This is a genomic window from Mucilaginibacter sp. A3364 (genome assembly GCF_059690715.1).
The window spans coordinates 609,854-630,498 of sequence record NZ_JCAWED010000002.1 but is presented as its reverse complement, the minus strand read 5'-3'; the positions used below and the strand labels follow the sequence as shown (position 1 = coordinate 630,498).

Genomic DNA, 20,645 nt, shown 5'->3' with positions numbered 1-20,645 from the left:
AAAAGCGAGGCTAGTGCAGAAGGACTAAATAAATATCCTTTTTCCTACATAATTCTCTCTAAACTCCTTCGGCGTATAACCCTTTTTCTTTTTAAAGGTGCGGTTAAAGTTAGCCATGTTATTAAAGCCGCATTTAAAGGCCACTTCGGCAATGCTTTGGGTAGTGTCTATCAGCATGCGCGATACGTGGCCCAGGCGGATCTCGGTGAGGCTATCCACAAAACTGTAACCGGTACGCTTTTTAATAAAGCGACTAAAAGACGCTTCGGGCATGTTGGCAATTTTAGCTACATCGGCCAGGGTAATTTGCTTGCTGAAGTTGTTATTCATAAACTCAAACACGCGCTCAACCCGACGGCTGTTATAGCTAAACTGCTCTACCGTAAACGTAGAATCCGACAGGAGTTTCACATCCCGCGAAATAGACAGGTCATGAATAATAGACAACAGCTCCAATATAGAATCGAACCCGCTTTTTTTGCTCAGGTTGAGGATGCGGGGGGTAATAGCCTCGATGGTTGCTTTGGAGAACGATACCCCACGCTTGGAATTTTCGAACATGTTGCGGATGTTGATGAGCTGGTTACGCTTCAGGAAACGCTCGTCGAACAGGTCCTTGTGGAACTGTATGGTAACCTCCTTAATGTTCTTGCTGGTGCAGTTGTGGGTGAACCAGCCGTGGGCTACGTTCGAGCCAACACAAACCAGTTCGCAGGATTCGATCTCTCCAATATGGTCGCCTACAATGCGCTGGGCGCCGGGGGCATCCAGGATGAGGTTAAGCTCCATATCATCGTGCGTATGCAACGGGAAATCAAACTCCGATTTCTCGCGCGAGAAAATGGTGAAGCAGTCGTTTTGCGTTAAAGGAGTTATCTCTCTTACAATATCCATAATCCTAAAAATTTAGATAAGCAAGTGCTTATAATTGGGTTTGTTCAATACAAATGTTAAAATAAAATTATAAAAACAAAAATCGTGGCAAATGGCCGGTAAGTATAAGTTAGGGTGATAAAAGTTTGATTTTTACCTGTTTTAAGTATAAAAATGCAGATCGGTGAAATGTGTGTTTTAGCGTAGCTGATAAAATTTATCGCATTAGTACAAACAAAGGTTAAAAAAGTATTAATAATAGTGTGCTACCGGGCGTAGCTTTGGCGGTATCAATTAATAAACCGGTGTGCCCGGCCGTCTCCGGCTTTGGCACATTGCTTTCAATAATGTAAATTGAATTTTATGAGAAGAACTACCGCATGGCTAAGCGCGCTTGCCCTGATAACTTTAACCCTTACTGCCGAGGCGCAAAAAAAGTCGCGCTTTAAAATGCTGAATTACCTAAACAGCGTTTCGGGCAAGAAAACTATTGCCGGCATCCATAATCGCGAACCTAACGCCAAGCCCGCGCAATGGACGAATAAAATAGATTCCCTCACCGGCGCCTTCCCCGGCTTGTGGAGCGGCGACTTTCTGTTTCAGCGCGATAATATTGATAACCGCCAGATCATGATTGACGAGGCCGTGAAGCAATGGAAAAAAGGATCGGTAGTGAATATTATGTGGCATGCCTGCAACCCGGCTTTGTTAGAACCCTGCGGCTGGGACAAGCAAGGTGTATTAAGCAAACTAAGCGACGAGCAATGGAAAGAAATGACCACCGACGGCACCCCGCTCAACACCACTTGGAAACAACGGGTTGACGAGGTTTGCGTATACCTGCAGCAGTTAAAAGACAAAGGCGTAGAAGTGCTTTGGCGGCCGATGCACGAGATGAATCAGAAGGTGTTCTGGTGGGGCGGTCGCCCGGGGCCGGAGGGTACGCTGAAGCTGTACCAGATGATGCACGACTACATGACCGAAAAGAAAAAATTAACCAACCTGATCTGGGTTTGGGACATACAGGATTTTAAAACCCTGGCCGAAGACGCCAAAGCCTACAACCCCGGCGACAAATACTGGGACGTAGCCGCGCTGGATATTTACGACGATAAAAGCGGTTTCAGCAAGGAGAAATATGATGTGATGGTATCAGTAAGCAATGGCAAGCCCATCGCCATTGGCGAGTGCCAGAAACTGCCATCGGCGCAACAACTGAAGGAGCAGCCAAAGTGGACCTTCTTCATGACCTGGTCGGAACTGACTTTCGAGAAAAACACTGAAAGCGAGATCAAAGCCGTTTACGCCGCGCCAAATACAATTAAGTTAAACCAAATGCCGGGCTGGGGTAAATAAGATGAGAAAGCTATTGATAACCGCGCTGGTATTACTGGCGACAGCCAGCACGCAGGCGCAAACCTTACCCGCTAACACCTACAGCATAAAAGCCTGGTGGGGGCCGCCGCCACCGCCGTTTTCGCCGGTGGTGAACGCGGACAGGTCGATAACCTTTAGGGTGAAGGCGCCCAAGGCTAACACGGTTGATCTGTTGTTTGGCGAATGGGATATCAAACCTCAGCCACTAAGCAAAGATACCACGGGCATTTGGAGTATCACCATAAAACCGGTGCAGCCTGATGTGTATTCGTATGTGTTTAGTATTGATGGCGTGCAGGCTTTGGATATGCACAACCCGGTAACCAAAATTGGCACCGAGATCTATGGCAGCATTGTTGAAGTTCCCGGCGCGCCGGCGCGCTTTGATGAAGTGCAGAACGTATCGCATGGTGTAATGCAGGTGCACCGGTATAATTCAACCTCGTTGAAAAGGCTGCGCGGCTTGAACGTTTATCTGCCGCCGCAATATCAAAGTGAACCAAACCGCAAATTCCCGGTGTTGTATTTACGCCATGGCGGGGGCGATGATGAAACTAGTTGGACACAAGCCGCCGGCAGAGCCGATGTAATTTTAGAAAACCTCATCGCGCAGCAAAAAGCTACGCCTATGATCATTGTGATGACCAACGGCCTTACCGATGGCACCTGGGCCGGTGGCAGCACGCCAGAGGCTATGAAAGCTTTGGAACAGGAGTTATTGGTCGATGTGATTCCACTGGTTGAAAAGAATTACCGCGTGTTGCCCGGCAAACAGAACCGCGCCATTGCCGGCCTTTCCATGGGGGGCGGGCAGGCTTTTGTAATGGGTTTGCATAACCTGGATAAGTTTGCCTACATAGGCGAATTTAGCGCCGGACTGATGAGCGACAAAGATTTTAAAGTGGATGAGTTATTGCCCGGCATCATGACGGCTAACAACATCAACCCCAAACTAAAACTGCTGTGGATAGGCATCGGTCAAAATGATCCGCGCTACCCCGGCCACGTGCTGCTGGTTGACGCGCTGAATAAAAAAGGAATCAAAAACACTTTCCATGAAACGCCGGGTGGCCACGAGTGGAAGGTATGGCGCGTAGAGCTGGCCCAATTTTTACAAAAGCTATTTAAATAATTGATGAACAACATCGCTATAGATAAGCGCACCCTGCAAACCGGTTTCACCACCGAGCTGCACAACATCCTGAACTATTGGGCCATGCATGCCGTAGACCACGAGCAAGGCGGCTTTTACGGCGAACTAACGAATGATAACCAGGTTATCCCCCGCGCGCTGAAAGGCTCGATACTTAACGCGCGGATATTGTGGAGTTTTTCGGCTGGGCATAATGTTACCGGCGATGCTGATTATCTGCCCTTGGCAAAGCGTGCTTTTGACTATATCCGCGCGCATTTTGTGGATAAGGAAATGGGCGGGGTGTATTGGTCGGTAACGGCTGAGTGTGCACCTGTGGATACCAAAAAACAGATCTACGCCATAGCTTTTACCATTTACGGCCTGGCAGAATATTATCGCGCCAGCAAAACACACGAAGCTTTACAACTGGCCATTGCCTTGTACAATGATATTGAAAAGCACAGCTTTGATACCACCCGCGGTGGCTACCTGGAAGCGTTCACCCGCGACTGGCAGCCCATTGCCGACCTGCGCCTAAGCGACAAGGACGCCAACGAAAAGAAAACCATGAACACCCACCTGCACATTTTGGAGGCCTACACCACGCTTTACCGCGTTTGGCCGGATGCAGGTTTGGCCGTGCAGATCCGTGGCCTCATCAAAAAATTTACGGAGCATATTGTTGATGCCGAAAGCCATCACCTTAAACTGTTTTTTAACGAGGACTGGCAGTCAAAGGCCAACACCATATCCTACGGGCATGATATCGAGGCATCGTGGTTATTGCTGGAAGCAGCGGAGATTTTGCATGACGAAGCGCTGATAGCTGAGATCAAACAACTCGCCGTAAACATCGCCCGCGCATCTGCCGAAGGCTTAAATAGCGACGGCAGCATGAACTACGAATATGAACCGGATACTGATCACCTCATGGCCGAACGCCACTGGTGGGTACAGGCCGAAGCGGTGGTGGGTTTTTACAATGCCTTCCAGATAAGTGGTGACGAACAATTTTTAGCGCAGGCCCTCAACATATGGGGCTACACCCGCGGCCACATCATTGATTCTGAAAAGGGCGAATGGTTTTGGGGCCGCAATGCCGATGGCAGTTTAATGCCGGGTTACGGCAAAGCCGGGTTCTGGAAATGCCCTTACCATAACAGCCGTGCCTGCATGGAAATGATAACGCGCCTGAAATAAATTCAAGGTGTAACCTTAATACGATCTTTGGTTAAAATAGTATTAACGGCAATGGATTGCAGCGCTCTATTTTTGGAGACATTAATTAATTGCAGGAAACACTAGTCAAGCTCTATTCAGTTCCCCTCTTGAGAGGGGGCGCGAAGGGCAGTGCGGCTGCAGGGGGGTGTTCACCAAGCGAAAGGATACTTCCGCCACTTGTCGAACGCAACTTGATCGATAAAATAATATTAATAAGCTGTTAGGCTTAAGGGGGATGGGACCCGCATGTAAATGCACGCCTTAAGTAAAACAGAAAAGGCCCGCGGGCCAACCAATTATATACCAGATATACATGAAACTACAACTCATAGACGTACTTATTTTGCTGGCCTACCTGGCAACCATGATCTTTATTGGTTTCTGGCTGCGCAAAAAGGCCGCTGCAAATAAGGATAGCTATTTAATGGGCGGCAAAAGCCTGCCCTGGTACATGCTGGGGCTAAGCGACGCGTCGGACATGTTTGATATTAGCGGCACCATGTGGATGGTGGCGCTGTGCTTTGTTTACGGCTTTAAAAGCATCTGGATACCCTGGCTGTGGCCGGTGTTTAACCAGGTGTTTATGATGATGTTTTTAAGCAAATGGCTGCGCCGCAGCAATGCCAATACCGGTGCCGAGTGGCTGCAAACCCGTTTTGGTGTTACGGGTGCCGGCATCAAAGCCTCGCACATCATTGTTATCGCTTTCGCGCTTATAGGCTGCCTGGGCTTTATGGCTTATGGCTTTATTGGCCTGGGTAAGTTTGTAGAGATCTTCATCCCGTGGGATTTGGTAAAAGGCTATGTGCCGTTTGAGGTAAGCGCCAAATATGTGCCGCATTTCTATGGCATCACATTCACCATTATTGCCATGCTGTACTCCATTTTAGGGGGCATGCACAGTATTGTGTTGGGCGATGTGATCAAGTACATGGTCATGATAGTGGCTTGTCTTTCGGTAGGTTTTATCGCCTGGCAGCATATGGATGGGCAAACCCTGCACACGCCATCGGGCTGGGCAAACCCGTTCTTCGGCTGGAAGCTCGACCTTGATTGGAAAGGCATTGTGCCCGATGCTAACAAAAAGATAGTAGACGATGGTTTTAGCCTGTTCGGCATTTTCTTTATCATGATGTTGCTGAAAGGGGTGTTCGCTTCGCTGGCTGGCCCGGCGCCTAACTACGATATGCAAAAAGTGCTGAGCACGCGCAGTCCTAAGGATGCTAGTAAAATGACCGGCTTTGTGAGCATTATTTTGCTGCCTATCCGTTATTCACTAGTTATCGGGTTAACGGTATTGGCGCTGCTTTACTACAACCAGATCAACATTAAAGGACCGGATGGCGTAGCCGATTTTGAGCGTATCCTGCCGGCATCAATCAACACATTTTTACCTGTCGGGATACTGGGTTTGGTATTAACCGGTTTAATGGGCGCTTTTATGGGCACTTTTAGCGGTACGCTTAACGCGGCGCAGGCTTACATTGTAAACGATATTTACCTAAAATACATTAACCCTAACGCCGGCAATACCCGCACGCTGTACATCAATTACGCTACCGGTGTGGTGGTGGTTATTGTGGGCGTTGTGTTTGGCTTTATGGCCCGCAACGTGAATGATATTTTGCAGTGGATAGTAGGCGGCTTATACGGAGGTTACGTAGCAGCCAACATCTTGAAATGGTTTTGGTGGCGCTTTAATGCCAACGGCTTTTTTTGGGGAATGGTGGTTGGTATAGTGGCTGCGCTGGTGATGCCTTATGTTACCACAGGCTTGCCATTGTATTGGTGGCCGGTACTGTTCGCCCTGTCAATGACTGCTAGTGTGGTGGGTACTTACGCCGCGTCGGCTACAGATATGGTGGTGCTCAAATCATTTTACAAAACAGTGCGCCCATGGGGGTTCTGGCAGCCGGTACATGAGCTGGTAGTGGCCGATGATCCGCGGTTTAAAGCCAATAAAAATTTCAGACTGGATATGTTTAACGTGGTGATAGGCACCATCGCGCAGCTATGCTTAACCATACTGCCCATGTACGCCATTACGCACATGAATATGGAGCTGCTGGTTGTGGTAATTATACTGGCCGTTATAGGCTTTATATTAAAACGTACCTGGTGGGACAGGCTGGAAGATTAACAAAACAGATTTAAAAATTTACATCCAAATACAACAACATGAGTAGTGCATTTAACGAGCGCTTGAATAATCTGCGTAAAGCATATAACGAACTTATTGCCCGGCCAAATGCCGTATTGCCCGATGGCAACGGTATTTACGAGCGATACCAATACCCGGTACTTACTGCTGCCCATGTGCCCCTAAACTGGAAGTACGATCTGAACCCCGAAACCAACCCGTATTTGATGGAGCGTTTCGGTATTAACGCCGTGTTTAATGCAGGCGCCATTAAATGGAACGGTAAATATTTAATGGTGGCGCGGGTAGAGGGGGTCGACCGTAAATCGTTTTTTGCCGTGGCGGAAAGTGCCGATGGCATTGGCTTTACTTTTTGGGATGAGCCGATCATTATCCCCCAAACTGCCGACCGCGATACCAATATTTACGATATGCGCCTGGTACAGCATGAGGATGGCTGGATCTACGGTATTTTCTGCACCGAGCGTCGTGACGAAAGCGCGCCAAAAGGCGACCAATCTGCCGCTATTGCACAATGTGGTTTGGTGCGCAGCAAGGACCTGAAAAAATGGGATCGCCTGCCCGATTTGATAACCCCATCGCCGCAACAGCGCAACGTGGTATTGCACCCGGAGTTTGTGGATGGAAAGTACTGTTTTTATACCCGTCCGCAGGATAGCTTTATTGAAGCCGGAAGCGGCGGCGGTATAGGCTTTGGTTTGGTTGATGATATTTTGAACCCCGTTGTTCCGCAGGAAATTGTGATAGACGAGAAAGTTTACCACACCATTTACGAAGCGAAGAACGGCTTAGGCCCGGCCCCTATAAAAACAGAAAAAGGTTGGCTGCACCTGGCACATGGCGTGCGTAACACTGCCGCGGGCCTGCGCTATACCCTGTACATGTTCATGACCGACCTGGAAGATATTACCAAAGTGATACACAAACCGGCAGGCTATTTACTGGCCCCGGAGGGGGAAGAGCGCGTAGGCGATGTATCAAACGTAGTATTCTCAAACGGATGGATATTGGATGATGATGGTACGGTTTTCATTTACTATGCATCGTCAGATACGCGCATGCATGTGGCCACTTCTACTTTGGACAGGTTGGTTGACTATGTGGTAAACACACCTGAAGATGGTTTAACATCAGACTCGTCGGTGAAGCAGGTTATTGGTTTGATCAAAAGCAACAAACAATATTTAAGCGAGCGCGAAATGCTGGCGGCGAAGGCCTAAAAAGCTTTGGTAAAATACTATCAATCAATCTGCACTGGAAGTGGTGAAACTCCTATGTGCTATCAGCATAGGTTAAAATAGTATCATTCTTTCGGGGTGTGTAGTATTTTAACATCAACAAATAATTAACCGGTCGTCTTTTTTGAAAGGGCGACCGGTTTGTTTTTAGCGCCATCTCATTAGTTCTGCTAAATCGATACCATCGCGCAGCAAAAAACAAAAATGTGCCTTTAACAATATCAAAAGGGATTATGAAGGCCGATTGCCTGTATTCTTCAACCCAAAATCGCGACAGCAAACCCACAAATTTTTAATGGCTAAGTGGTTGAGGTTGGGGGCAATATGTGCCGCCAAGACATGTCGTTTTCACCCCAAAACCACCACCGGTTTTTTATCAAAATTGTTACCCGTTGGCAGACATTTGGCCTCTTTTTCACCACCGATGGCCAAAAAGGGGCTAAAATTTAGTTTTAATATTACATATTGTTAAAATAACATTAATAAGTAGGCGTGTCCATCAGCTAATATTGTTATACAATTATAAACCGGTTAAACCCAGTATTTAAATAAAATTATTAGCATGGAAAAACTTCTACGCGCATTTATGATGTGCATATTTTTTGTTGCGCTTAATACCGGCTCGGTACTGGCACAGCAAAGAATAATTAAAGGCACAGTTACCGATGACAAGGGTGCAACCGTACCCGGTGTAACTGTAATGGTTAAGGGTAGCAGCAACGGCACCCTGACCGATCTGGATGGTAAATACACCATCAATGTACCTTCGGCCGCTTCGGTGTTGGTATTTAGCTTTATCGGCTTTGAAAATGTGGAGCGTGCCGCCGCAACAGCTACCATAAACGTAGCACTTAAAACTTCATCTAAGGCATTAGACGAGGTAGTAGTTGTGGCCTTTGGTACACAAAAGAAAATTAACGTTACGGGCGCTATTTCTACCATTAGTGGTAAAGACCTGGTGGCAACCCCGGTATCAAACATTACCAACGCTTTGGTGGGCGCGGCCCCAGGCATCAGCGCTATACAAAACAGCGGTGAGCCAGGTCAGAATGCCTCGACCATTAAGATACGTAACGTGGCCACTTACGGTAACACCAACCCGCTTATTGTTATTGACGGTATTGAGCAACCTACCGAAAACTCGGTAGATCAGCTAAACTCGATGGACGCAAACGATATAGCCAGCATATCTTTACTAAAAGATGCTGCATCGGCCGCGGTATACGGTATACGTGGTGCTAATGGTGTTGTTATCATTACCACCAAACGTGGTAAAGTGGGCAAGCCGCAGTTGAGCCTTTCAAGCAATTTTGGTTTTACCAAAGCTACCAACCTGCAGCAGGGCGTAACATCGTACGAATATGCTTTAATGCGTAACGAGGCTATCCGCACCGCTATAGGTGCTTACGGTAATAACACCTACAACGCTTATTTATTTGACGCGGACGACTTGTGGAAATTCCAGAACAACCGTGATTATACCGCCGCACAAATTGCGGCCCTTACCATAACCGATGCGCAAAAAGCGCAGCTGGCCAACAGCCCGGCATTGTATTATACCAGTCATGACCTGTATAAAGAGCAGTTTGGTGGTACGGGCCCGCAGCGCCAGTTAAATTTAAACGTAAGCGGCGGTACCGAAAAAGTGAAGTACTATGTATCCTTAGGTAACTTTAACCAGGGCAGTATTTTAAATAATACCACCTACAAAGGTGCCAGTACCGGTTCAAGTTTTGACAGGTATAACTTCCGTTCGAACTTTGATATCCAGGCCACTAAAAATATCAGTATAGCGGTAAATATTGCCGGCGAGTTTGGTACCAGCAAGGGCCCGGGCGGTAACGGTAACGACCCATACAACCTGGGCACACGCTACAAACTGATAGAGCAATATATTTATGACGGTAACCCGTTTATTAGTCCGGGTTTGATTGACGGTAAACTGGTAAGCGGTTTTGCAGGCGTTGCCGGTACGTTGGATAACCCGCTGGGTATAAAATCGGGCAGCTCGATAGGTAACCAGAACGCGGTTTACAACTTGCTGATAAGCGGTACACAAACCATTTATGCCAGCCTGTTAACCAGCAACATCCGCATAAACCATACGTTGGATTACCTTACGCAAGGCTTAACAGCACACGCTACGGCAGCTTATGATGATAACTACAATAAAGTAGTTACCTATAACCCGGCACTGCCAAGTTATACCGTGCGCCGTAGCCCGTTAAACCCCAATAACCTTGATTTTTATGGTGGAGCTGTAGGTACCAACACATTTAACGCTACACCAAGTGGTAACTATACCTGGCGCAAAACCTATTTCGAGGCTGGTTTAGATTATAACCGCACTTTTGGCAGTCATGCTGTAACCGGTTTAATATTGGGCAAGGCATTGTTATATACCATGCCGGGCGACGCCAACCGTACCCCATCGGGTGTTGAGGGTTTGTCGGCACGTGTTACGTATGCCTTTAAAGACAAATACCTGGCCGCCTTTGATGGTGCCTATAACGGCACCGAGCAATTTGCGCCGGGTAAACGCTTTGGTTTCTTTCCTGTAGTATCGGCAGGTTGGGTGCCAAGCAGCGAGCGCTTTTTCCCCAAAAATGATGTGGTTACTTTCGTAAAGTTCCGCGGATCATACGGTGTTGTGGGTAACGATCAGGTTAACCTTGGCGGTACTATCCGCAGGTATTTGTATCTGCCAAACACCTACAACCAAAACCTGAGCAACCCTAACAGTACGCAAGGTTACTATTTGGGTAACAGCAACGGTTCGGCACAAAACGCTTATTACCCGGGTACTACCGAGGGCGCCATTGGTAACCCTGATGTAACCTGGGAGCGCGCCAAGAAAACCGATATTGGCTTAGAGGCCCGTTTCCTGAAAGACAAATTGAGCTTAACGGTTGATTTGTTTAAAGAGGACCGCGATAACATTCTTACCGCTTTGGGTACCATCCCGGCTACTTACGGTGTGTCGTCAGGCTCGGTTCCGCCGGTTAACGTGGGTAAAACCACCAATAAAGGCTACGAGGTATTGCTGGGCTATACCGATAAGGTATCAGACTTCACCTATGGCATAACCGGTGCCGTCAGCTACGCCAAAAGCAAAATTGTTTACAACGCCGAAGCGCCAAAACCTTACTACTGGATGTATGCTACCGGCTTCCCTATCAACCAAAAATATGGTTTGATAAGCGATGGCTTTTACAATACCCCGCAGGAGCTGGCTAACCGTCCGTACAATACCTACACCAGCAACCAGGCCAACCTGGGCAGTATCCGCTACAAAGACATCAGCGGCGATGGTTTAATTGATAACCGAGACGTTGCCCCTATAGGTTTCCCTAACCTGGCGCAGTATGCGTTTAACATGCGTATTACCATGGCCTATAAAGGCTTTGATGTTAACCTGTTGTTTAACGGTACGGCTAATGGCTCGTACTACATTAACTCGGGTTTGGCTATTCCATTCTTTAAAAATGCCGGTAACGCCTGGAAATGGCAATACGACGGAAGGTGGACGCCATCAAAAGCAGCATCGGGCGAAAAGATCACTTACCCTGCGCCAACCATCAATGGTTCAAGCAGTGCAAATGATTTCCTGACGAGCGATTTCTGGCTGGTATCAAACAACTTTAAGCGCCTTAAGAATGCCGAGATCGGTTACACTTTCAGCAACAATAATTTCCTGAAACGCGCTAAGATCAGTTCGATAAGAATATACGCCAACGGCAACAACTTAATGACCTGGGATAATGCCCTTGAAAAATACGGTATTGACCCTGAAAGCGCCGACGGATCATCATACATCTACCCGCTTACACGAGTATTCAGCTTTGGTGCAAACATCAGATTTTAAATAGTACAGATATGAAAAAGATATTGACATTAATAACAGGCATACTGCTGGTAGCATTATACTCCTGTCAGAAAGTTTTCCTTCAAAAACCTGATACATCCGGTACCGCATCTTTGGAAACCGTTTATTCATCATCAGTTAACGCCGTATCAGCTTTGCTGCAATGCTATCGCGGTTCGCTGATACAGGGATGGCCGGGTGGTATAGGTTATGCACATGGCGCGCTGGCCAGTATATCAGGCGAGCATGCCCGTGGATATACCTGGCACGGTAGCTATGCCATTGCGGCCACCGGCTTAACACCTAACGGCGCAGGCGGGTCTGATGCCGGTGCGGATAACTTTGCAGCCAACTTTACCAATATCCGCGCGGCCTATTTGGTAAGCGAGAATATTGACAAGGTGCCTGATATGGACGCCACCAACAAAGCCTGGGTTAAGGCCGAAGTGCAGGGCCTGTTAGCTTACCGCTATATGGGTATGTTTATCCGTTATGGTGGTGTGCCACTGATCAAGAAAGCATATTTGCCTACGGATGACCTGGCCGCCCCGCGCGCTACTTTGCAACAGACTTTAGATTTCACTTTAGGCCTATGCGATGCCGCTATTGCCGGTCTACCGGATAAATGGGCGCCAAACTCAACCGGTGGCGATCAAACCGGGCGTTTAACCAAAGGCGCCATCATGGCCGTAAAAGCTAAGGCTTTAATGTATGCTGCAAGGCCGCTGTTCAATTCGGCTACGCCATATTTGCCTTTTGCTAACGCGAATTTGATTTGCTTTGGCAGCGCCGACCAGACCCGCTGGACCGCAGCCATTACCGCTAACGAAGCCGTGTTAACCTGGGCCACCGCCAATGGTTACGGTTTAATTAATACCGGTGGCGTAACTAACGGCCCTAACCCTAATGCCTTTGACGATTACGCTACGGCAACATCAACCCCTGGCAATAAAGAGGTTATTTTAGCTTACAAAAACGATAACAATAACAACAGCGACGGTGGTACCGCTTCAAAATGGTTCAACTTTTCGCCATACTTTACTTCAAACCGATACGATACGGATAACAGCGGTGTGTTAAGCAACTTTTTGCCTAACTATTACAAAGCCAATGGCGGCGACCAAAACTGGCCATTGCCGGGTGAGCCACTGCGCCCCGGATCTGACTACCTGAACAGGATTGCAGAGATGGAACCACGCTTCCTGGCCGACCACTTAGGTCCCGGTTTTGATGCAGCCAACAACCCCGGCGATAACAACTGGAGCACCAATGGTTGGGGCCGCGGTATGGCAAACACCAACGTTTACCCTAACCCTGCCGGCGATATTGGCGACGCGCAAACTACCAAGTATTATTACAAAGCAGGTTCGCGCTTATGGTTTGAGTTCCCTTTGTTCCGCGTAGCGGAAACCTATTTGAACCTGGCCGAGGCTTATAATGAGGTAGGCAATTCGACCAAAGCATTGGAGAATTTGAACAAGGTGCACAACCGTGCGGGCTTACCAACCATTACCGAAACCGATAAAGATAAACTGCGCACCATCATACAACGCGAGTGGGCGGTTGAGTATTACAACGAGAGCCACCGCTACTACGATGTGAAACACTGGAAACTTCCGGCAGGAAACAACATTATTGGCGGCCAGATGCGCGAGTTTGTGTTCATGTTCCCGAACAACAATACCAGCAAGCCTCAAAACATTAACCTGCGTAGCTCTATACTAACCACGCAATATTATGACGCGGTTGCTTACACAGCATACTGGGCAGATAAAATGTACCTGGAGCCGTTTCCGCAAAGCGAGGTGAACAAGCTGGCTGTAATACAAAACCCGGGCTACTAAAGCCACCCGATTTTATCACTAATTATAGAAGAGAAAAATGAATAAAAGATATATCATAAAAAGCTTGCTCCTGGGCACCATGCTTACCGCAACCGCGGGGCCATTAATGGCTCAAACGGGCGGTAAGGCTGATAGCAGCGCCGTGCCGGGCAGGTTCTTTAACCCGGGCAAAAACAGTAATACCGGGGCGGTATCAACCGTTAGCGGAGACGATCTGTACAAAACTCCTACCCCTAACTTAACCAACACGCTTTATGGTCGTTTAGCCGGCCTTAGCGTAGGGCAAGGGTCCGGCGAACCGGGTAACGACGCGGCCCTGCTGGGCATACGCGGCGTGGGCACCTACGGCGTGGGCGGCAGCACCAGCGGCTACAACACGTTTAAGTATTTTGTTGATGGTTTTGAAACCAATGCCAACTACTTTAACTACCTGTCGCCTGCCGAAATTGAAAGCGTAAGCGTGTTGAAAGACGCGGCATCATTGGCAACCTTCGGCATGCGCGGCTCCAACGGCGTGATCTGGGTTACTACCAAACGCGGTAAAGTGGGTAAGGCTACCATCAGCTTTCAAACCCGTACCGGTTTTCAAAGCCCTACCAGGTTGAATAAGCCTTTTGATGCTTATAATTACGCCAACCTGTACAACCAGGCCATCAGCAATGATAACAACATGACCTGGGCGCCACGTTATACTGATGCGCAGCTGGCCGCTTACCAAAATGGCACCGGCACTAATGTTGATTTTTACAAAGAGGTATTGCGCAATAACACGCCCTATACTGATGGAGACCTGATCTTCAACGGCGGCGATACTACCGCACGTTACAACGTGGTGTTTAACTACGCCAATCAAAAAGGTTTGTACAATGTGGCATCTAATGATATCACCAAAAACCAAACCTTTGTAAAGTATAACCTGCGCACCAATTTAAACTTTAACCTGTTCAGGATGTTTGAAGCAAGGGTTGATTTGGGTGGCCGTTTAGAGGATCGTAAATCGCCAAACTATTCATCGGCGCAGTTATTTACAGATCTGGCCAGCTACCCGTCAAACATTTACCCGGTTATGCAAAACGCTACCCAGTATTCGGGTACGTCATTGTATCCAAACAACCCTTATGCATCAACGCGTGCCTTGGGCTGGCAATCAACCCATACCAAAATTTTGCAAGGTAATTTTGGGCTGAAAGAAAGGTTAGATTTTATCACCCCGGGCTTGTATTTAGACGAAGCGGTGTCATTCAACAGCTACTCGTTAAGCTCATACAACAAAACTTCAAACTACGCGCGTTACTTTGGCGGTACTACCACTACCACGGCTACCACTACACCAATTGTGGCCAGCGCCTTGAACCCGGTATCGCAGGAAGACTGGAAACAGATGACCCTGACTTTGGGCTACGACAGGCAACTAGGTGAAAACCACCTGACCGCCGCCGTAAACTATCATCAAAGTGATTTTAGGGGCGATGGCCTGTTTGGTTACATCTACCACTACCAAAACATTGCCGGTAGAGCCAACTACAACGTTAAAAACAAATACATTGCCGAGTTTGGTTTCTCGTACTTCGGTACCGATTCCTACGCACCTGGTAATCGCTGGGGATTTTACCCGGCCTTGTCTGCCGCGTGGGTAATATCAAACGAAGATTTCCTGAAAAACAACACTACGCTTAACTACTTTAAGCTGCGTGTATCGGCAGGTAAAACCGGTAATTCCGATTCAAACTCGTCGGGTAATGCCTTGTCAACGTTTGGTTCAAACGGTCGTTTCCTTTACCAGCAGTATTACACCGGTTCAACGGGTGTGTTTTACCAGGGTAATGGTACGCCAACGCAGGCTGGTACTCTGGCACCACTGTTCATAGCTAACCCTAACATTTTTGCCGAACAAAGCCTTAAATACAATGTGGGTTTAGATATGGTTTGGTTTAAAGCCCTAAACGTTACAGTGGATGCCTTTATGGATAAACGCAGCAACATAATCACGCTGGATAATTCTATCCCTGCATCATTTGGTAACAACATTTACTTTAACAACGTAGGTAAAATGACCAACAAAGGTTTTGAAGTAACCGCCAGCTACAGCAATAACAGCGGCGCTTTAGGTTACAACTTAACCGGCATGGCATCATACAACAAAAACACTATTGATTACCAGGCCGAGGTAACACCGGCTTATGCTTACAATGCGCAAACAGGTCGCCCTTACGGCACACAGATAGGTTTACAGTCAAACGGTTTTTATCAACTCGGCGATTTTAATCCGGATGGTAGCTTAAAAGCAGGCAACCCGGTACCCGCCTTTGGCAAAGTACAACCCGGGGATCTGAAATACCAGGACCTGAACAACGACGGTAAAATAGACCAAACCGACGTTACCCAGATCGGTAACTCTGTTTATCCAACGCTAACGTATTCATTTGGTGGTAGCATCAATTACAAAGGTTTTGACCTGTCGGTTTTTCTGCAAGGTACCGGCGGCGCTACGGTAAATACGCTTTACAGCAGCCCGGTAAACACCACGCTTAACCCGCAAACAGTAGCTTTTGTAAATAACGGTAACGCGTATGCCAATGCGCAGGGTGCCTGGGCCTATTACCCGGCCCAGGGTATTGATACCCGTGCTACGGCAACCTATCCACGATTGACTACCCAAGGCAATAATAATAACTATCGCCCAAGCTCATTCTGGATCAAGAATGCCGATTTCCTGCGTGTGCGTAATGCCGAACTGGGTTACACCTTTGGTACGGCGGTGGCCGATAAGCTAATGCTGTCAAAACTGCGCATTTATGCAAACGCGGTTAACCCTATAACCTGGAGCAAGCTGATGACCGATAATAACATCGACCCGGAAAGCTACAGCGCTACCAACAACGGCGTGTATAACGGTTACCCGGCGCTTAAATCGGTGAACATTGGTATAACCGCTACTTTCAAATAATTAACCTGATGAATATGAAATACAGATATATACTTACGCTTGCGGCTGGTGCCTTTATTGTCCTTGCCGGCTGTAAAAAGGATTTCCTGGAAACCAAGATAGATACCTTCCGGACGCCCGAAGCGGCGGCTACAGACCGTGCTACGCTGTTCCAGTTTGGTAACGCGTTTTACACCTCGCTGCAATATGGTTTTACCGCTATAGATAATAACCTTTTTGCTACCGTGAGCGACGAAGCGCAGCAAACCGCGCCCGTATCAAACGCGCAGATATTTAACCAGGGCGGTATAAACCCAAACATTAACCCCGATGGCGGTTGGTATAAAAACTACTACGATGGTATCCGCGCCGCGAATTTCTTTTTAGATTATTCTAAAAACGCCCGCGCCCTTTTATCGCTTAACCGCGATACTTTGTTTGACGCGGTTAACTATAAAAACGACCTGCAAAACTTTGGCTGGTTACGTGCCGAGGCCCATGTGGCTAAGGCCTACTACTATGCCGAGTTGATCAAACGTTATGGTGGTGTGCCGATAATTAACAGCACTATGCAGAACGCGACTTCGCTGTACATACCTAAATCAAGTTATGCCGATGTGGTTAACTTCATCGTATCAGAAATTGATAACAACAAAGCCGCCCTGCAGGTAAACTGGAAAACCAGTAGCTTTTCGGGTAATGACGGTCGTTTTTCGTTAGGTTCGGCATTGGCTATTAAGGCCAGGGTGTTGTTGTATGCCGCTAGTCCGCTTAACAACCCAACCAATGATATTGCCAAATGGCAGGCCGCCGCGGCAGCTTCGCGCGATGTGATCACGCAGGCCGGCTTAAACCTGGCCCTGTCAACAGGGGGGTACCAGGCGTACTTCCAGGGCGCCAATCCGCTCACTAGTAACGAGTCGATATTTGTTGTTCGTCGTCCGGCTAATAATACGCCCGAAACGGCTAACTATCCTATCGGTACGCCGGGTGGTAATAGCGGTGTAGCTCCGTCGGAGAACCTGGTATCAGACTATGAATACATCGGCGCAGCCGACCCATTAAACCCGTATGCAAACCGCGACCCTCGTTTGGCGGCCAGTATAGTAACCAACGGCAGCACCTGGAACAACCGTACCATTGTAATGTCACCAGGTGGGGTTGATGATATGACCAAAGCCAACACCAGCAAAACCGGTTATTATTTAAAGAAATTTTTGACCGATAACCTGAACCTGGTACAAGGCGGTACGGCGCAAAACCAATGGGTGGTTTATCGCTACGCGGAAATTTTATTAAACTATGCCGAAGCCATGAATGAAGCCTATGGTGCAGATGCAACGCCGGCAGGTTTCCCAATGTCGGCCCGCCAGGCCTTGGCCATGGTACGTAATCGCGCCAGCAATTTATTGCCTGTGGTTACCGCTACCTCGGTTACCGATTTCAGGAACGCTCTGAAGCACGAGCGCCGCATTGAGTTGGCCTTTGAGGATCACCGTTACTGGGATCTGCTACGCTGGAAAGATGCCGAAACGGTATTAAACCAACCTATCCGTGGTGTGCAGGTAACCAAACCGGGCGCTAACTATGTGTACACGCCAATAACGGTTGCACAACGGGTATTCAAAGCTTCGGCTAACTATTATTATCCGTTCGCGCAGTCAGAAATTGCCAACTCAAACGGTACGCTGGTACAAAACCCGGGCTATTAATTTATTTAAACTGATAGACAATGAAATTTAAACAACATATAAAACAGCTTGCGGGCGCGGTAGCGCTAACGCTTACCCTGGGCAGCTTTTTAGCTGGCTGCGCCAAGGTAGATAGCGACGAGGCTTTTGGCAACACTGCCATATTTATCCCGCAGTCTACCCAATCGGGCAACGTAAACCAGAATTACCTGGTGCCATCGGGCATGGACTCGACCACTTATAACTTTAAAATTGATAAAGCCGCCGGCAAGGTGAACGTATTTTTAGGCGTAGCCCGATCAGGCAAAGCCAAAGCCGAAGGTTATACCGTAAACGTAGTAGCCAAGCCGGATACCATTGGTAAAATGATAACCGCCGGGACGATCAAGGTTAACCCCAACCCAACCAAAACGGTGGAGTTGTTGCCGGCATCGGCTTATACTATTCCATCCGCGGTTTCGGTGGCCGAGGGCAGTTATCAGCAAAACTTTAACCTGGTTATTGATATGCCTACGCTAAAAACTTACGCGGGCAAAAAAGTAGCCCTGAGTTTTGCGCTGGCCGCCCCAACAAAATATACGCTGAGCGCCACCAACGCCAGGATCATCATCATTATTGATGTTGACGCGTTAAAACTACCCTAACATCATGTTTGGTTAAATTTGGTAAATAATGAATGTATTGCTGCCGTGTAAATACGGCGGCAATATTTTTTAATACCTATCTTGTTAAAATATCGCCACGCGAAACCAATGTTTAACCAATTGATAAAACACAAAAAAAGCTTAATCGTAACTGCTGTAGTGCTGGCAATTGGTACCTATATTTTGGTTGATGTAACATCCCGCAAAGCGGAAACAGAAAGCGTGCAGCGCGGCAAGCAACTGGCCGCGCGGTATTGCACCGGCTGCCATCAACTGCCCGACCCGGCGCTCTTACCCAAAGCCATGTGGGACGAAGGCGTGCTGCCACATATGGGGCCTTTTTTGGGGATTGTTACTCACGACGGCAAACCCTATTACCGGGCTAATGATGTATCAACATCTTACTTTCCGGCGCAGCCGATAGTGACCGAACAGGAGTGGAGCGATATCGTAAAATACTTTATGACCGCCGCGCCCGATGTATTACCCGAGCAAACCAAACCCGCGGCGATCAAAAAAGAACTGCTTTTTTTTACAGTAGAACTGCCGAGGTCGAAGTTTTTTTATGGCACTACCTCCATGACCTCGTACATAAAAATTGATACCACGGTTATCCCGCACCGCATAATGGTGAACGACGGCATTAACAAGCGTTTTATTTTGCTGGACACCCAACTCAACTTCCTGAACGGCTTTGCCACCAATGGACCTGTTGTTGATGTAAGCTTCGGTAAAGACGGCTTGCTGGCTACCAGCATTGGCAAAAATCTTGAAGCTAATAACAGGATGGATGGCGAGGTGATCCCTATCAGCATCAACAAAAACAACGAGGTTTTACCAGGCAAACCCCTGTTCAATAAGCTGGCACGACCGGTAAAAACTATCCCTGCGGATTTAAATAACGATGGCAAAACCGACTACATCATTCCCCAATTTGGCAACCTGGTAGGCGACCTGTCATGGATGGAAAACCTCGGCGACGGCAATTACCAAAAGCATCTATTACGCAAAGCCCCGGGGGCTTTAGGTGCCATAGTTTACGACTATAATCACGATGGCCTGCCCGATATTTACGCTCAGTTTGCACAAGGCGATGAAGCCATATTTTTGTACACCAACACAGGTAAAGGGCGGTTTGAAGAACAGCGTTTACTAAGCTTCCCGCCAACCTACGGCTCTACCGGGTTTGAGCTGATGGATATGAACGGCGACGGCCACCCCGACATAATTTACACCTGCGGCGATAACGGCGATTTTACCCAGGTGCTGAAACCCTATCACGGTGTTTACATCTATATCAACGACGACAAAAACCATTTCGCGCGGAAATATTTTTACCCCATCAACGGCTGTAACAAAGCCATTATCCGCGATTTTGACGGAGACGGCTTGCCCGATATAGCGGCTATTAGTTTTTATCCTTCATCGGCGCAGCCCGAGGAGGCTTTTGTGTTTTTGCATAACCGAGGCGGGATGAAGTTTGAGCCATATTCGCTGCCCCCGGGTACGCCTTTTCAAAAGGGTATAACCATAGATGCCGGCGATCTGGACGGCGACGGTCGCCCCGACCTGGCGTTGGGTAACGGATATTATACAAGCGATAGCACCACAAATCATAAAGAACCACTATTTTTAATCCTCCGGAATAAACCAATTAAATAATAATACCA

General features: G+C 47.9%; 12 protein-coding genes. 11 read left to right on the top strand and 1 reads right to left on the bottom strand.

The window, feature by feature from the left end; genetic code table 11:
• Positions 1-24: 24 nt before the first annotated feature.
• Complete coding sequence (locus tag AC59JT_RS15105) at positions 25-894, bottom strand: AraC family transcriptional regulator (RefSeq protein ID WP_497400383.1); 870 nt, start codon at positions 892-894, stop codon at positions 25-27.
• A gap of 342 nt (positions 895-1,236) precedes the next feature.
• Between AC59JT_RS15105 and AC59JT_RS15100 the strand changes: the two genes are divergently transcribed.
• The 11 genes from AC59JT_RS15100 to AC59JT_RS15050 all read left to right on the top strand — a co-directional run bounded on the left by AC59JT_RS15100 (position 1,237) and on the right by AC59JT_RS15050 (position 20,637).
• A complete protein-coding gene (locus AC59JT_RS15100; protein ID WP_497400381.1) occupies positions 1,237-2,229 on the top strand; it encodes a glycoside hydrolase family 26 protein in 993 nt (330 codons plus the stop codon).
• A gap of 1 nt (position 2,230) precedes the next feature.
• The gene (locus AC59JT_RS15095; RefSeq protein ID WP_497400379.1) at positions 2,231-3,382 is read left to right on the top strand and encodes an esterase; all 1,152 of its coding nucleotides are present in this window, start codon (positions 2,231-2,233) and stop codon (positions 3,380-3,382) included.
• A gap of 3 nt (positions 3,383-3,385) precedes the next feature.
• Positions 3,386-4,585, top strand: coding sequence for an AGE family epimerase/isomerase (locus tag AC59JT_RS15090; protein ID WP_497400377.1), 1,200 nt, complete (start codon positions 3,386-3,388; stop codon positions 4,583-4,585).
• Positions 4,586-4,919: 334 nt separating this feature from the next.
• The gene (locus AC59JT_RS15085) at positions 4,920-6,746 is read left to right on the top strand and encodes a sodium:solute symporter family protein (RefSeq protein ID WP_497400375.1); all 1,827 of its coding nucleotides are present in this window, start codon (positions 4,920-4,922) and stop codon (positions 6,744-6,746) included.
• 38 nt (positions 6,747-6,784) lie between these two features.
• Positions 6,785-7,987 carry a glycoside hydrolase family 130 protein gene (locus AC59JT_RS15080; protein WP_497400373.1) on the top strand — a complete coding sequence of 401 codons (1,203 nt, stop codon included), beginning with the start codon at positions 6,785-6,787 and terminating at the stop codon, positions 7,985-7,987.
• 580 nt (positions 7,988-8,567) lie between these two features.
• Positions 8,568-11,870: a SusC/RagA family TonB-linked outer membrane protein gene (locus AC59JT_RS15075; RefSeq protein WP_497400371.1), complete on the top strand. Its 3,303-nt coding sequence runs from the start codon at positions 8,568-8,570 to the stop codon at positions 11,868-11,870.
• Between the two features lie 11 nt (positions 11,871-11,881).
• The gene (locus AC59JT_RS15070; RefSeq protein WP_497400369.1) at positions 11,882-13,714 is read left to right on the top strand and encodes a RagB/SusD family nutrient uptake outer membrane protein; all 1,833 of its coding nucleotides are present in this window, start codon (positions 11,882-11,884) and stop codon (positions 13,712-13,714) included.
• A gap of 37 nt (positions 13,715-13,751) precedes the next feature.
• Positions 13,752-16,661 (top strand): SusC/RagA family TonB-linked outer membrane protein, encoded by a 2,910-nt coding sequence (locus AC59JT_RS15065; protein ID WP_497400367.1) that lies wholly within the window; start codon positions 13,752-13,754, stop codon positions 16,659-16,661.
• A 14-nt stretch (positions 16,662-16,675) separates the two neighbouring features.
• Positions 16,676-18,352 (top strand): RagB/SusD family nutrient uptake outer membrane protein, encoded by a 1,677-nt coding sequence (locus AC59JT_RS15060; RefSeq protein WP_497400364.1) that lies wholly within the window; start codon positions 16,676-16,678, stop codon positions 18,350-18,352.
• A gap of 20 nt (positions 18,353-18,372) precedes the next feature.
• Positions 18,373-18,975 carry a BT_3987 domain-containing protein gene (locus tag AC59JT_RS15055; protein WP_497400362.1) on the top strand — a complete coding sequence of 201 codons (603 nt, stop codon included), beginning with the start codon at positions 18,373-18,375 and terminating at the stop codon, positions 18,973-18,975.
• Between the two features lie 120 nt (positions 18,976-19,095).
• A complete protein-coding gene (locus AC59JT_RS15050) occupies positions 19,096-20,637 on the top strand; it encodes an FG-GAP-like repeat-containing protein (RefSeq protein WP_497400360.1) in 1,542 nt (513 codons plus the stop codon).
• Positions 20,638-20,645 lie beyond the last annotated feature (8 nt).